Genomic DNA, 14146 nt, shown 5'->3' with positions numbered 1-14146 from the left:
ACGCGAATTCCTGTGCGGCGCCCTTGCCGGCGGCCGCCCGAAATGCTGCAACTGCAAAACGACCTTGCGAAGGGCCGGGTAATTTAATACCGATTGGCCGCATCCAAGCGCAATTTCCTTATCCGAGAGGCCCGATATGAGCTTTCGCCTGCAACCGCCCGCTCCCGCCCGCCCCAACCGGTGCCAGCTTTTCGGGCCGGGATCGAACGCGAAGCTCTTCGAGAAGATGGCGGCGAGCGCGGCGGATGTGATCAATATCGACCTCGAGGATTCGGTCAGCCCCACCGACAAGGATCTGGCGCGGAGCCAGACGATCGACGCGATCAATTCGGTCGATTGGGGCACGAAATATCTCAGCGTCCGGATCAACGGTCTCGACACGCCCTGGTGGTATCGCGATGTGGTCGATTTGCTGGAGCAGGCCGGGGACCGGCTCGACCAGATCATGATCCCGAAGGTCGGCTGCGCGGCGGATGTCTATGCCGTCGATGCGCTGGTCACCGCCGTCGAGCGCGCCAAGGGGCGGCAGAAGCCGATCAGCTTCGAAGTCATCATCGAGAGCGCGGCGGGCATCGCCCATGTGGAGGAGATCGCCGCCGCCAGCCCCCGCCTTCAGGCGATGAGCCTCGGCGCCGCCGATTTCGCGGCCTCGATGGGCATGGCGACCACGGGCATCGGCGGCACGCAGGAAAACTACTACATGATCCACGAAGGGCAGAAACACTGGTCGGACCCGTGGCACTGGGCGCAGGCCGCCATCGTCGCGGCCTGCCGCACGCATGGCCTTTTGCCGGTCGATGGCCCTTTTGGAGATTTCTCGGACGACGAGGGCTTTCGCGCGCAGGCGCTGCGTTCGGCCACGCTCGGCATGGTCGGCAAATGGGCGATCCACCCCAAGCAGATCGCGCTCGCCAACGAGGTCTTCACCCCGACCGAAGGGGCCGTGGCCGAGGCGCGCGAGATCCTCGCCGCGATGGAGACGGCCAAGGCCAATGGCGAGGGCGCGACCGTCTACAAGGGCCGTCTCGTCGATATCGCGAGCATCAAGCAGGCCGAGGTCATCGTGCGCCAGTCCGAGATGATCGCCAAGGGCTGAGCCGGGCGCCGCACGAGCGGCGGGCCGCTCGGCCGAGGGCGCGCTGCGCCGAAAATCTTGCAGATTTTCGCCGAGTGGATATTTGAGGCAAGAAGAAAGAAGGGCGGCACGGATCGGGGCCGCCCGTTTTGCATGAAAGGCGGGCTTCGGGTGACGGTGCAGGCAGGGCAGAGCATGGGCACACGCGAAAGGCTGGATGCGTTCCTGTCGCGCGACTGGGTGCGCCAGGTCATCATCGGCGTCATCATCTTCAACGCGATCATCCTCGGGATGGAGACATCCGCGCCGCTGATGGAGCAGTTCGGGCCGCTCATCATCGCGCTCGATACCGCCTGCCTCGCCTTCTTCGTCATCGAGATCGGACTGAAGCTCTATGCGCGGGGCGGCAGATTCTTCCGCGACGGCTGGAGCATCTTCGATCTGGTGATCGTCGCGATCGCGCTCGTTCCGGCGGGGCAGACCCTCTCGGCGCTGCGGGCGCTGCGCATCCTGCGCGTGCTGCGGGTCATATCGGTCGCGCCGCGCCTGCGCCGCGTGGTCGAGGGCTTCGTGACGGCGCTGCCAGGCATGGGCTCGGTCTTTCTGCTGATGGCGATCATCTTCTATATCGGCGCGGTCATCGCGACCAAGCTCTTCGCCGCCGATTTCCCCGAATGGTTCGGCACGCTCGGCCGCTCGGGCTATACGCTTTTCCAGATCATGACGCTCGAATCGTGGTCCATGGGCATCGTGCGCCCGGTGATGGACGTGCATCCCTGGGCCTGGGCGTTCTTCCTGCCCTTCATCCTCATCACGACCTTCGCGGTGGTGAACCTTCTGGTCGGTCTCATCGTCAACTCGATGCAGGACGCGCATCATGCCGAGAGCGAGGAGAGCACCAACAGCTATCGCGACGACGTGCTGGCCCGCCTCGCGGCGATGGAGGCCAAGCTCGACAAGCTGTGCGAGGATCGCAAGGATTGAGCCCGCGCAGGGTTTGACGCCGCGCCCGAAATGCCGAATGGTGCGCCATCCGCCGCTTCGGGACCCGCCATGGACAAGCCAGCATCGCTCTTCACGCCCGTTCTTATCGCGGGCTGCGTCATCATGGTGATCTCCTTCGCCATCCGCGCCTCCTTCGGCGTGTTTCAGATCCCCATCGCGGACGAGTTCGGCTGGCTGCGCAGCGAATTCAGCCTCGCCATCGCGATCCAGAACCTCGCCTGGGGGATCGGGCAGCCCTTGTTCGGCGCGCTGGCCGAAAAGATCGGGGATCGCCGCGCCATCGTCATCGGCGCGCTGACCTACGCCGCGGGGCTCGTCGCCTCGTCCTTCGCGGTGACGCCCGGCGCGCATCAGTTCTTCGAGATCTTCGTCGGCTTCGGGATCGCGGGCACCGGCTTCGGCGTGATCCTCGCCGTCGTGGGCCGCGCCAGCAGCGACGAGCACCGCTCGATGAGTCTCGCCATCGCGACCGCCGCCGGATCGGCGGGCCAGGTCTTCGGCGCGCCGGTGGCCGAGGCGCTGCTGGGCGTCATGAGCTGGCAGATGGTGTTCCTGCTCTTCGCGGGCGTCATCCTCGCCAGCCTGATGGTGCTGCCGATGATGCGCGTTCCGGTGGTGGCGACGCGCTCGGAGCTGGAAGAAAGCATGGGCCAGATCCTCGGCCGCGCCATGCGCGATCCGAGCTATGCGCTGATCTTCCTCGGGTTCTTCAGCTGCGGCTATCAGCTCGCCTTCATCACCGCGCATTTCCCGGCCTTCGTGACCGAGATGTGCGGCCCGATCATGCCGGGCGGCATGCTCTACAACATCGGTATCACCAGCACCTCGGCGCTGGGCGCGGTGGCCATCTCGCTCATCGGGCTCGCCAATATCGCGGGGACGCTGGCGGCCGGCTGGGCGGGCAAGCGTTATTCGCGCAAATACCTGCTGGCGGGCATCTATGCGGGCCGCACGATCATCGCCGCCGCCTTCATCCTGACGCCGATCACGCCCGCGACGGTGCTGCTCTTTTCGGTCTCGATGGGCGCGCTCTGGCTGGCGACGGTGCCGCTGACCTCGGGTCTCGTGGCGCATCTCTATGGTCTGCGCTACATGGGCACGCTCTACGGCATCGTCTTTTTCAGCCACCAGCTCGGCAGTTTCCTCGGCGTCTGGCTCGGCGGGCGGATGTACGACATCTACGGCGACTACACCGCCGTCTGGTGGATCGGCGTCGGTGTCGGCGCGTTCAGCGCGATCGTGCATCTGCCGATCAAGGAAAAGCGGCTGGTCCCGGCCTAATCGCCGAGCCGCCGGCGCAGGATCGCGGCCACCTCTTCTGGGTGGCTGTAGGGCAGGGCGTGGCCCGCATCCGGCACCACCTCGTGGCCCGCGCCCGGGTTCCACGCGGCCAGCGTCTCGCGCCCGGCGAGCGGGATCACCTCGTCCTTCTCGGCCCAGATGGCCAGAACCGGCGTGCCCGCCTCGGCCAGCGCGCGGTGATCCGCCGCGCAATCGGTGTCGAGCGTATGGCGCAGCGAGGAGAGGACCGCAGGCAGAAAGCCGCGCTGGCGCGTTTGCGCGATCTGGATGTCGATCATGCCGGGCACCGCGCCGGGCTGCGCGCGCTCGGCCTCGAGCGCGCGGCGCAGCGACCGGCCATAGATCAGCAGCATCGCCCATGTCCCGAAGGGGCCGGTATTGGCCATGAGGCGCGAGGCGGGGCCGAGGTCATGCCCGATCCCCGCCGGTGCCAGCAGGATCATACGCCGCAGGCGGCCCGGGTTCCGAACGGCGAAGCGCGGCGCGATCATGCCGCCCATCGAATAGCCGAGCAGCGTGATCTTCTCTTCGATTCCCTGATCCGCCAGCAGCGCCTCGAGCTGGCCCGCGAAGAAATCGGCATCCTGCGCGCCGCGCGGACGATCCGAATAACCGCGCCCGTAAAGATCGTAGATCAGCACACGGTAGCCCATGCCGCCCAGTGCCTCGGCGAGCGCCTCCCAGACCGGCGAGGGGGTCGTGAGGCCATGGACGCAGACCGCCACGGGCCCGCTCTCGGCGCCGAGCCAGCGGTAATGCGTGGCGCCCTGCGGCAAGGCGGCGAAGGCGCCGGGCGCAGCCTGCCGGGCGCGCGCGCCCATGCGCGGGCGCAGCCCCTCGCGCAGGAAGGGCGCGGCGGCGAGAGCTGTGAGCGCGCCCAGCGCCCAGCTCACAGCGCCTCGTCCTCATCCAGAAGGCCGAGCGCGACGAGCGCGCGGGCCAGCCCCTCGGGATGCTCGAAGAGATGCACCTGCCAGCCGCGCGCCGCGGCGGCGGCGATGTTCTCTGCCCGGTCGTCGGTGAAGAGCAGCGCCTCGGGCGGCAGGCCGCAATCATCCTCGACGGCGGCATAGATCGCGGGATCGGGCTTGGCCATGCGCATCCGCCCCGAGATATAGGCGCGATCGAACCCTTGCAGGAACGGAAATTGCGCGGCGCTGAGCGGGAAATTTTCGGCCCCGAAATTCGACAGCGCGAAGACCGGCACGCCGCGCGCGCGGAGCGCCTGCAGAAGACGCACGGAATGCGGAATGGCGGGCTGCGCGATATCGCACCAACGGTCGCGGAACTGGAGCAGCTCGGCCGCGAAGTCGGGATGGGCGGCGGCCATGCGCGCCGCCTCCTCGCCGAAATGCGCGCCGCGATCGATCCGCGTCATCATGGCGTGAATGTCGATCTCCTCGAACATCGCGCAGCGCCGCTCGGGGCCGCTCACGCGGTCGAAATACCGCTCGGGCTGCCATTCGATCAGCACGTTTCCGATATCGAAGACCACGGCGCGGGGCGTCACCGGCGATACCTCGGCTGCTCGCGCGTGCGGCCCGTGCTGTGCTCGCGCCAGAGCATGTAGAGACCCGAGCCGATGATGAGCGCGATGCCCGCCCATGCGTTCGCCGTGGGCCATGTGTCGAAGAAGACGACGCCCCAGAAGATCGCGATGGGCATGGCCACGTATTCGAAGGGCGCGGCGAAGGCGGCCTCGCTCAGCCGGTAGGCCTGCGTGATGAGCCAGCTGCCGCCGACCCCCGCGAAGCCGAGCATCACGATCACCCACAGATCCGCCGACTCGAGCGGCGGCCACGCCCGCAGAAGGAAGGACAGCGCCGGATGCGCGCCCGCCTCGAAGCGCCCGTCGCTGATGAAGAAGCCGATGATCGCGCTCGAGACGAGGAAGGTGAGAATGACGTAGATCGTCATGGTGCCCGCGCTCTCGGTGTCGCGGATCTTGCGCGTGACCATGTGCATCGCGCCATAGAGGATGGCGGCGATGGCGGGCAGGAGCGAGGCCGCCTGAAACGCCGCCGTGCCGGGCTGCACGATCATCAGCACCCCGACGAGGCCGACCGCGATGGCGATCCAGCGGCGCGGCCCCACCGTCTCGCCCAGAAAGACGACGGACATGGCGGCGATCGCCAGGGGCGAGATGAAGAAGATGGCGACCGCATCCGCGATGGGCATGGCGGCGAGGCCCAAGAAGAGGCAGACATTGGCGCAGACGATGAAGACCCCGCGCAACAGATGCGCGCCGGGCCGCCGGGTGCGGAAGACGCCGAGGCCCCCGCTGAAGGGCATGATGAGCGCGCCGAAGACCGCGAGGCTGACGACCGAGCGCAGGAGCACCACCTGGTGAAGCGCGTAGGTCTCGCTCAGCAGCTTGATCCCCAGATCGACGAAGGAAAAGCAGAGGATCGCCGCCATCGCGCAGAAGGCGCCGACGGTGTTGCTCGACGGGGCGGCCAGGCTGGTCATGCGCGCGGTGCCCCGGCCTTGGCCTCGGCCTGCCGCACCATCCGCTCAAGCGCGTCGAGAAAGCGCGAGCGGTCGGCCTTGGTGAAGCCCTTGCCGCCGCCCTGGCGAAAGGGATCGGCGGCGCGCAGATCGGCCATCAGATCGCGCGTGGCAAGCACATTGCCGATATTGGCCGCCGTCAACGCCTCGCCGTTATGCTTGAGCACCAGCGCGCCCGCCTCGACGCATTTCGCGGCGAGGGGGATGTCGCCCGTCACCACCACGTCGCCCGGCCCAGCGCGCTCGGCGATCCACATGTCGGCCACGTCCGGCCCGTCGGGCACGATCACCGTCTCGACCAGCGGATGAGGCGACGGGCGCAGGCCCCCGTTCGAGACGATATGCACCTTGAGGCCGTGCCGCGTGCCGACGCGGATCGCCTCGTCCTTGACGGGGCAGGCATCGGCATCGACGTAGATCATGGGCGCGCCTTCACGTCGCCGCGGCCTTTGTCTTATCGTCGCGGTGCACCTTGTATTCCTCGGGGATCGGCATGCGGTTGAACGCATCCAGACCGGCGATCTTGTAGGCTTCGGCCAGCGTCGGGTAGTTAAAGGTGTTCTGTACGAAGTAATCCACGGTGCCCTTGAGGTTCAGCACCGCCTGCGCGATGTGGATCAGCTCGGTCGCGCCTTCGCCCACGATCTGCACGCCGAGCACGCGCCGCGTCTTGAGCGAGAAGAGCATCTTCAGCATGCCATGCTCGAGGCCCATGATATGCCCGCGCGACGTTTCGCGGAAGCGCGCGATGCCGACTTCGTAGGGGATGCCGCGCTCCTGCATCTCTTCCTCGGACATGCCGCAGGTGCTGATCTCGGGGACCGAATAGATGCCGTAGGGAAACCACGGGCTTTCGGGCAGGGTCGGCGTGTCGAGCGCGTGACAGGCCGCGATGCGCCCCTGCTGGAGCGAGGTCGAGGCGAGGCTGGGATGGCCGATCACGTCGCCCGCGGCATAGATATGCGGCACCTTGGTCTGATAGGTCTTGCGGTCCACCTCGAGCCGGCCGCGATGATCGGTCTCGAGCCCCGCCTTGGCGAGGCCCAGCTTCTCGGTCGCGCCCATGCGCCCGGCGGCGAAGAGGAGCATGTCCGAGCGCACATGGCGGCCGTTTTCGAGCGTCACCTCCACATGCCGGCCCGCATCCTCGATGCTCTCGATGGGCGAGCCGAGGCGCAGATCGACGCCGTTCTCGCGGATCTGGTGGGTGAAATCCTCGATCAGCGTGTGGTCGATGAAATCGAGGAAGGTCGCGCGCGGCTCGATCAGCGTCACGCGCACGTCGAGCGCCGAGAACATGGTCGCGTATTCCACGCCGATCACGCCCGCGCCGATCACGGTCAGGCTGCGCGGAATGCGGTCGATCTTGAGAAACTCGTCGCTGTCCAGGACCGTGGTGCCGTTGAAGGGGCATGTCTTGGGGCGGTAGGTCTTGGTGCCGGTCGCGATCAGGAACTTGTCGGCCCTCAGGCGCGTCGTCTGGCCCGCATCCACCTGCACCTCGATCTCGTTGGGGCCGACGAAACTTGCCATGCCGTGCAGCGTCTCGACGTGGTTGCGGTTGAACTGATGCTCGAGTACGTCGACCTCGTAATCGACGGTCTTGGTCAGGCGCTGTTGCAGATCCTCGGCGCCGATATCGTCCTTCACCCGGTAGGAGCGCCCGTAGAAGCTGCGCTCGCGCCAGCCCGAAAGATTTAGCACCGTCTCGCGCAGCGTCTTGGACGGGATGGTGCCGGTATGGGCCGACACGCCCCCAAGCTGGTCCCTGCGGTCGATCACCAGAACCTTGCGGTTCAGCTTGCCCGCCTGGATCGCGGCGGCGCGGCCCGCGGGGCCCGAGCCGATGATGATCAGATCGTAATGGTCCATATGCTCATCGCGCATAAAGTGCCTCGGCGTGGAAGGTGACGTGATCCTCCATGAAGGAGGAGACGAAGAAATAGCTGTGATCGTAGCCGGGCTGCATGCGCAGGATGCTCTGCTGGCGCCGCTTGGCGGCGGCTTCGGCCAGCGTCTCCGGCATCAGCAGGTCGAGGAACTGATCGTCCGTGCCGGTATCGACCAGCATCGGCCCGTCGAAGCCCCGTTCGGCCATCAGGCGGCTCGCGTCATGCGCGGCGTGGGCGGCATCGTCCTCGCCGAGATAGCCCGAGAGCTGCTTGCGGCCCCAATCGCTGGCCGAGGGGTTGCAAATCGGCGAGAAGGCCGAGACCGAGCGGAAGCGCCCCGGCAGCGACATGGCCAGCGTCAGCGCGCCGTGCCCGCCCATCGAATGCCCGGTGATCGCCTGCCGCTCCATGTCCACAGCGAAATTGTTGTCTATGAGCGTCGGCAGTTCCTCGGCGACATAGCTGCGCATCTTGAAATGCGCGGCCCAGGGATCTTGCGTCGCGTCCAGGTAGAAGCCCGCGCCTTGGCCCATGTCGAACGCCTCGTCATCGGCCACGCCCGCGCCGCGCGGCGAGGTGTCGGGAAAGACGAGCGCGATGCCCTGTTCGGCGGCCCAGCCCTGCGCGCCCGCCTTGGTCATGGCGTTCTCATGCGTGCAGGTGAGGCCCGACAGATACCACAGCACGGGAACCGGGCCGTCCCGCGCCTCGGCGGGCAGGAACAGGCCGAAGGTCATGTCCGTGCCCGTCGCCTTCGAGGCATGGGTATAGACGCCCTGAACCCCGCCGAAACAGGCGTTTTCCGATTTCGTCTCCATGGCGGCGCTCCTTTGTCGATCTGTGTGTCGCTCGCCCTTGCTTAACAGGCACCCGCGAAGGACGAAACGCCTAATAGAGCGGCTGCACCCAGCCGATGACCAGCGAGACCGTGACGGCGGCCAGCACCGTCGAGATCAGGATCGCGGTCGAGACGCGCTGCGGCGCCACGCCGTAATGCTGCGCGAGCATGTAGACGTTCCCGGCCACCGGCAGCGCGGCGGCCGCGATCATCACGGCGGCGGCATAGGGCGGCACGGCGAAAACCCAGAGCGCGAAGACGGCGACGGCGGCGGGATGCAGGACCAGCTTGGCGAAGCTGAGCCAGCCCGCCACATGGGGCCGCTCGGCCGATTTCCCGGCGAGCGAGGCGCCGATGGCGAAAAGCGCGCCGGGCGTCGCGGCGCCGCCGAGGATGATCAGAAATTCATTGATAGGGCCGGGAATTGGCAGGCGCGAGGCCGACCACGCGAGGCCCAGCACGATCGACACGATCATCGGGTTCTTCAGAAGGCCCATCCCCACCGTGCCCAGCACCGCGGGCCGCATCCGCCCGTCGCGCGTACCGGTGATGACGATCACGATCAGCGCGCCGAAGACGATGAGATCGACCGCCAGCACCAGCATCACCGACGCGATCGCGGCCTCGCCCATCAGCATGGCCAGCATCGGCAGGCCGAGGAATCCGACATTGCCGATCACCGCGCATTGCGCCTCGACGGCGGCCTCCTCGGCGGTGATGCCGCGCATCCAGCCGACGAGGGTGGCGAGCGCATAGACGAATGCCGAGCCGCAGAGATAAGCCAGCACGAAGTCTAGATCGAACACCTCGCGCAGGCCCAGATTGGCCGAAAAGCGCAGCAGCATCGCCGAAAGCGCGAAATAGAAGACAAATTTCGTCAGAAATGCCGTCGCCTGCGGCGTGAAAAAGCCGCTGCGCCCCGCGCCGTATCCCAGCGCGATGATCATGAAGAAGGGCAGGGTCTGAACGAAAATCGCGGCCATGGCGCCCTGAGTAGCAGGCGCTGGCGCCGCGTCAATCTCGGGCGTGCTTGCGAGGGCGGAACGCGCGCTCTAGGGTTCGCCGAAGCAAAGGGACAGGTGCATGGCGGCGACGAGCGGCGAGATCCGGAAGGGTCGCAAATTCGATCAGGTGCTGGCCGGTGCGCGCGACGTCTTCATGCGCGACGGCTTCGACGGGGCCAATGTCGACGATATCGCGCGCGCGGCGGGCGTCTCGAAGGCGACGCTCTACAGCTATTTCCCGGACAAGCGGCTGCTCTTCTCCGAGGTCGCGCGCATGGAATGCGACCGGCAGGCCAGCGCGGCGATGGCCGTGATCGACCCGGACGCGCCGGTCGAGGCATCGCTCACGGCGGTCGCCGAGCGCATCACGCGCTTTTTCCTGTCGGATTTCGGCCAGCAGATCTATCGCATCTGCGTCGCCGAAAGCCACCGCTTTCCCGAACTCGGCCAACGCTTCTATGCCTCGGGCCCGCAGATGCTCCGCCAGAAGCTCGGCGCGATCCTGAGGGCCTATGTCGAGCGCGGCGCCCTCAGGATCGACGATATCGACATGGCCGCCAACCAGCTCGGCGAGCTGTGCAAGAGCGATCTCTTCTCGCGCCGCCTCTGCGGCGTAAGCGACGGCGTCAGCGAAGCCGACATCACCCGCGTCACGAGCGCCGCCGTCGCCATGTTCCTCGCGCGCTACGGCGCGGACTGAGGCGGCGGGCAGTTCGCTGAGGTCTTTCCAAATCACTCCCAAAGCCGCCGCGCCTTCTTCCGCCGAGGCGTCGAGAAAAAATCGCGCTTCACCGACGGAAGCGGGCATCTGATGCGTATCATCCCTGCAACGACGCGAAACCGCGTGAGGATAAAGGATACCGACATGAAACACAGTCTCACTTTTGCGATGATCTCCCTGATGGCGGGCCTCGCGCTCGCGCCCGCCGCGCAGGCCGAGGGCGAGGGTCCCGAGGGCGGCAAGCGGGGCGGGCATCTGATGATGCTCGATCTCGACGGGGACGGCCGCATCACGCGCGCAGAGGTCGATGGGGCGCGCGAGGCGCGTTTCGCGCGGGCCGATGCGGATGGAAGCGGCGCGCTCTCGCTCGAGGAAATGACCGCGCGCGCCGTGGCCGATGCAACGCAGCGCGCCGAGCAGCGCTTCGCGCGGCTCGATGCGGATGGCGATGGACAGGTCTCCAAGGCCGAGATGGAGGACAAGCGGAGCGAGCGCATGGAGAAGCGCGCGATGCGCATGTTCGATCGGGTGGACGCCAATGACGACGATGTTCTCGATGAGGAAGAAATCGCCCGCGCGATGAAGCATCATGGCAAGAAGCAGAAGGACGGCACCGAGCCCAAGGCCGAGTGAACACCGGCGCCCGGCCCTGAACTGCGGGCCGGGCGCAGACCCGAAGGACGCGCGATGAGTGCATCGACCCTTTCCGATGAGGCGCTTCTGGCCGCCTATGCCGCGGGCGACGCGGCCGCCGCCGCGCCGCTGGCCGAGCGTCACGCGCCGCGCGTTCTGGCCGTCGCCCTGCGCATGCTGAACGATGTGCAGGACGCGGAGGACGTCACGCAGGAGGCGTTGCTGCGGCTTTGGAGGATCGCGCCCGAATGGGAGGCGGGGCGCGCGCAGGTCTCGACCTGGCTCTACCGCGTCGCGGCCAATCTCTGCACCGATCGGCTCCGGCGGCGCGCGCGCCTGTCTCCGCTGGAGGGTGCGGCGGAGCCTGCCGATCCCGCGCCGGGCGCCGACGCGCGTATCGAGGCGCGCGAGCGGCAGGATGCGCTGGGCGCCGCGCTCATGGATCTGCCGGAGCGTCAGCGCCTCGCCGTCGTGCTGCGCCATATCGAGGAATTGCCCAACCCCGAGATCGCCGCCACGATGGGGGTGAGCGTCAAGGCCGTCGAGAGCCTTACCGCACGGGGGCGTGCGGCGCTCGGGCGGGCGCTCGGACATCGCAAGGAGGAGCTTGGCTATGACCGATGATCGCAAGGCGGATGCCGCCGCGCTCGCCGCGCTGTCGCAGGCCGCCCCGGCACGCCCTTCGGCCGCGCTGATGCGCCGTATCGCGGCCGATGCGGCGGTTCTGGCCGAACTGCGCGCGGCGCGGGCCGGTGCGCCCGCGCCCTCGGACATGCTGATGGCCCGCATCGCCCGCGATGCGGCGGCGCATCGTCCGCGCCGGGCGCCGCGTCCCGCCATCTGGGGCGGGCTGGTGGCGGCGGGGCTCGCCGGGCTGGCCTTCGGGCTGGCGGATCCTGCGGGTCTGGGCACGGCCGTCTGGCCCGGCGGCGACACGCTGGCCATGACCACGCTGATCCCGGCCTATGATTTCCAGTATCTCGAAGTGGAGTGATCCGATGACGACCCGCCTTGATGCCGCACGCCGCTGGCGCCTCGTCGCCATCGCCTCGCTCGCGCTCAATTTCGCGCTGATCGGCCTCGTCGCGGGGGCGGCGCTGTCGGGGCGGGGTGACCGGCAGGAGGCGCGCTGGCGCGGCTCGCCCCTCATCGCGGCGCTCCCGGCGGAGACACGCGCCGAGCTGCGGCGCGAGGCGCGCGAGGGTCGAAGCGAGCGGCGCGCCCGTTTCGAGGCGCTGATGGAGGTGCTGCGGGCGGAGCCGTTCGTTCCAGAGGATCTGCGCGCGCTCCTGCAGGACCAGCGGCGCCTCGGCGCGGAGCGGGCCGCGCAGGGCGAGACGGTGCTGATCGAGGCGCTGACACGTATGAGCGCCGAGGAGCGCGCGGGGTATGCCGAGCGCCTCATGCAGCGCATGCGTCGGCACGGCGCGAAGGAATAGGGGCACCGCCCCGGCGCCGAGAGATGTCCCGGCGCCGGGGCGCTCGCATCATTCGACGGCGAATTGCAGCGGCTTGATCTGCTGGAAGAGGCCGGTCTCGTGCAGCTTCGCGATCACGTCCTCGGGCACGGGCGCATCGACATAGAGAAGCGCGATCGCCTCGCCGCCCGCCGTGCTGCGGCCCAGGGTGAAGTTGGCGATGTTCACCCCGTTCGAGCCCATCGTGTTGCCGAGCGCGCCGATAATCCCCGGCTCGTCGCGGTTCGTGGTGTAGAGCATATGCGCCCCGATTTCGGCGTCGATGTTGATGCCCTTGATCTGGATGAAACGCGGTTTGCCATCCGAGAAGATCGTGCCGCCGATCGAGCGCTCACGCTTGTCGGTGACGACGGTCAGCTTGATATAGCCCTCGAAGGCGCCGGATTTGTCCTGATGCGTCGTGCTGATCTTGATGCCGCGTTCCTTGGCCACCACGGGCGCGCTGACCATGTTCACCTCGGGGTTCACCGTCTTCATGATCCCCGCGACCGAGGCCGAGGTGAGCGCGGCGAGGTTCATGCTGGCCGCGACGCCGTCATAGAGGATGTTGATCGCCTTGATCGGCTCGTCGGTCATCTGGCCGATGAAGCTGCCCAAATGTCCCGCCAGCTTGATCCACGGGCCCATCACCTTGGCCTCCTCGGCGGTGACGGACGGCATGTTGAGCGCGTTCGAGACGGCCCCGGTCAGCAGGTAATCCGACATCTGCTCGGCCACCTGGAGCGCCACGTTTTCCTGTGCCTCGGTCGTCGCCGCGCCAAGATGGGGCGTACAGACCACGTTGGGCAGGCCGAAAAGCGGGTTCTCGGTGGCGGGCTCTTCGGCGAAGACGTCGAAGGCCGCGCCCGCGATATGGCCCGATTTCAGCAGGTCGGCGGCGGCGTCCTCGTCCACGAGACCGCCGCGCGCGCAATTGATGATGCGCACGCCCTTCTTGGTCTTCTCGAGGTTCTCGCGGCTCAGGATGTTGCGCGTCTGATCCGTTAGGGGCACGTGCAGCGTGATGAAATCGGCGCGCGCCAGCAGATCGCCCAGTTCGACCTTCTCGACGCCCATCTTGTCGGCCTTTGCCTCGCTGAGGAAGGGATCATAGGCCAGCACCTTCATTTTGAGGCCGCGCGCGCGGTCGCAGACGATGCCGCCGATATTGCCCGCGCCGATCACGCCCAGCGTCTTGCCGGTCAGCTCGGTCCCCATGAAGCGCGACTTCTCCCATTTGCCCGCATGGGTCGAGGCGCTGGCCTCGGGGATCTGGCGCGCCACGGCGAACATCAGCGCAATGGCATGCTCGGCGGTGGTGATCATGTTGCCGAAGGGCGTGTTCATGACGATCACGCCCTTCTTCGAGGCCGCGACCTTGTCGATATTGTCGGTGCCGATGCCCGCGCGGGCGATCACCTTGAGATTATGGGCGTTCTCGAGGATCTTCTCGGTCACCTTGGTGGCCGAGCGGATGGCGAGGCCGTCATACGCGCCGATCACCTCGGCCAGCTTGTCCTTGTCCTTGCCGAGTTCCGGGCGGAAATCCACATCGATGCCGCGATCGCGGAAGATCTGGACGGCGGTTTCACTCAGCTTGTCGGAAACGAGTACCTTGGGAGCCATTTTTGGGCGTCCTTCATGCAAATAGGGGAGGGGGCGGGCCATGAGCGGCCCGCCGAAAAAAGGCTCAGAGAGCAGCGCGCTCGGC

General features: G+C 67.4%; 16 protein-coding genes. 8 read left to right on the top strand and 8 right to left on the bottom strand.

The window, feature by feature from the left end; all coding sequences use genetic code 11:
* The first annotated feature begins 136 nt into the window (after positions 1 to 136).
* From ACGRVM_RS14970 to ACGRVM_RS14960, 3 genes are all read left to right on the top strand, one after another.
* Positions 137 to 1096 (top strand): L-malyl-CoA/beta-methylmalyl-CoA lyase, encoded by a 960-nt coding sequence (locus tag ACGRVM_RS14970; RefSeq protein WP_377172943.1) that lies wholly within the window; start codon positions 137 to 139, stop codon positions 1094 to 1096.
* A 174-nt stretch (positions 1097 to 1270) separates the two neighbouring features.
* On the top strand, positions 1271 to 2059 hold the full coding sequence (locus ACGRVM_RS14965; RefSeq protein ID WP_377173082.1) for an ion transporter: 789 nt from the start codon (positions 1271 to 1273) through the stop codon (positions 2057 to 2059).
* Positions 2060 to 2128: 69 nt separating this feature from the next.
* Complete coding sequence (locus tag ACGRVM_RS14960) at positions 2129 to 3361, top strand: MFS transporter (RefSeq protein WP_377172941.1); 1233 nt, start codon at positions 2129 to 2131, stop codon at positions 3359 to 3361.
* On the opposite strand, the gene ACGRVM_RS14955 is transcribed toward ACGRVM_RS14960, so the two are convergent.
* The 7 genes from ACGRVM_RS14955 to ACGRVM_RS14925 all read right to left on the bottom strand — a co-directional run bounded on the left by ACGRVM_RS14955 (position 3358) and on the right by ACGRVM_RS14925 (position 9603).
* The gene (locus ACGRVM_RS14955) at positions 3358 to 4275 is read right to left on the bottom strand and encodes an alpha/beta fold hydrolase (RefSeq protein ID WP_377172940.1); all 918 of its coding nucleotides are present in this window, start codon (positions 4273 to 4275) and stop codon (positions 3358 to 3360) included. The genes ACGRVM_RS14960 and ACGRVM_RS14955 overlap by 4 nt on opposite strands.
* Positions 4272 to 4892: an HAD family hydrolase gene (locus ACGRVM_RS14950; RefSeq protein ID WP_377172939.1), complete on the bottom strand. Its 621-nt coding sequence runs from the start codon at positions 4890 to 4892 to the stop codon at positions 4272 to 4274. The genes ACGRVM_RS14955 and ACGRVM_RS14950 overlap by 4 nt, the downstream gene beginning before the upstream one ends.
* Entirely contained in the window at positions 4889 to 5851 is a 963-nt protein-coding gene (locus tag ACGRVM_RS14945) for a DMT family transporter (RefSeq protein WP_377172937.1), read from the bottom strand. Before ACGRVM_RS14945 ends, ACGRVM_RS14950 begins: the two co-directional genes overlap by 4 nt.
* On the bottom strand, positions 5848 to 6312 hold the full coding sequence (locus ACGRVM_RS14940) for a YaiI/YqxD family protein (RefSeq protein WP_377172936.1): 465 nt from the start codon (positions 6310 to 6312) through the stop codon (positions 5848 to 5850). Before ACGRVM_RS14940 ends, ACGRVM_RS14945 begins: the two co-directional genes overlap by 4 nt.
* A 10-nt stretch (positions 6313 to 6322) precedes the next feature.
* Positions 6323 to 7762 carry a Si-specific NAD(P)(+) transhydrogenase gene (gene sthA, locus ACGRVM_RS14935; RefSeq protein ID WP_377173080.1) on the bottom strand — a complete coding sequence of 480 codons (1440 nt, stop codon included), beginning with the start codon at positions 7760 to 7762 and terminating at the stop codon, positions 6323 to 6325.
* Between the two features lie 4 nt (positions 7763 to 7766).
* Entirely contained in the window at positions 7767 to 8600 is an 834-nt protein-coding gene (fghA, locus tag ACGRVM_RS14930) for an S-formylglutathione hydrolase (protein ID WP_377172934.1), read from the bottom strand.
* A 70-nt stretch (positions 8601 to 8670) separates the two neighbouring features.
* Complete coding sequence (locus ACGRVM_RS14925; RefSeq protein WP_377172933.1) at positions 8671 to 9603, bottom strand: AEC family transporter; 933 nt, start codon at positions 9601 to 9603, stop codon at positions 8671 to 8673.
* Positions 9604 to 9703: 100 nt separating this feature from the next.
* On the opposite strand from ACGRVM_RS14925, the gene ACGRVM_RS14920 reads away from it, so the two are divergent.
* The 5 genes from ACGRVM_RS14920 (at position 9704) to ACGRVM_RS14900 (ending at position 12417) form a co-directional block, all read left to right on the top strand.
* Complete coding sequence (locus ACGRVM_RS14920; protein WP_377172931.1) at positions 9704 to 10324, top strand: TetR/AcrR family transcriptional regulator; 621 nt, start codon at positions 9704 to 9706, stop codon at positions 10322 to 10324.
* Positions 10325 to 10489: 165 nt separating this feature from the next.
* The gene (locus ACGRVM_RS14915) at positions 10490 to 10978 is read left to right on the top strand and encodes an EF-hand domain-containing protein (RefSeq protein WP_377172930.1); all 489 of its coding nucleotides are present in this window, start codon (positions 10490 to 10492) and stop codon (positions 10976 to 10978) included.
* A 54-nt stretch (positions 10979 to 11032) separates the two neighbouring features.
* Positions 11033 to 11602: a sigma-70 family RNA polymerase sigma factor gene (locus ACGRVM_RS14910; protein WP_377172929.1), complete on the top strand. Its 570-nt coding sequence runs from the start codon at positions 11033 to 11035 to the stop codon at positions 11600 to 11602.
* Positions 11592 to 11972: a hypothetical protein gene (locus tag ACGRVM_RS14905; protein ID WP_377172928.1), complete on the top strand. Its 381-nt coding sequence runs from the start codon at positions 11592 to 11594 to the stop codon at positions 11970 to 11972. Before ACGRVM_RS14910 ends, ACGRVM_RS14905 begins: the two co-directional genes overlap by 11 nt.
* 4 nt (positions 11973 to 11976) lie before the next feature.
* The gene (locus ACGRVM_RS14900) at positions 11977 to 12417 is read left to right on the top strand and encodes a periplasmic heavy metal sensor (RefSeq protein ID WP_377172927.1); all 441 of its coding nucleotides are present in this window, start codon (positions 11977 to 11979) and stop codon (positions 12415 to 12417) included.
* 48 nt (positions 12418 to 12465) lie between these two features.
* Here ACGRVM_RS14900 and serA read toward each other — a convergent pair whose 3' ends face one another.
* Positions 12466 to 14061 (bottom strand): phosphoglycerate dehydrogenase, encoded by a 1596-nt coding sequence (serA, locus tag ACGRVM_RS14895; protein WP_377172926.1) that lies wholly within the window; start codon positions 14059 to 14061, stop codon positions 12466 to 12468.
* Positions 14062 to 14146: the final 85 nt, after the last annotated feature.

Origin of the sequence: Roseovarius aquimarinus (assembly GCF_043661195.1) — a bacterium.
Classification (GTDB): Bacteria; Pseudomonadota; Alphaproteobacteria; order Rhodobacterales; family Rhodobacteraceae; genus Roseovarius; species Roseovarius aquimarinus.
This window is presented reverse-complemented; position numbering and strand designations above follow the sequence as displayed.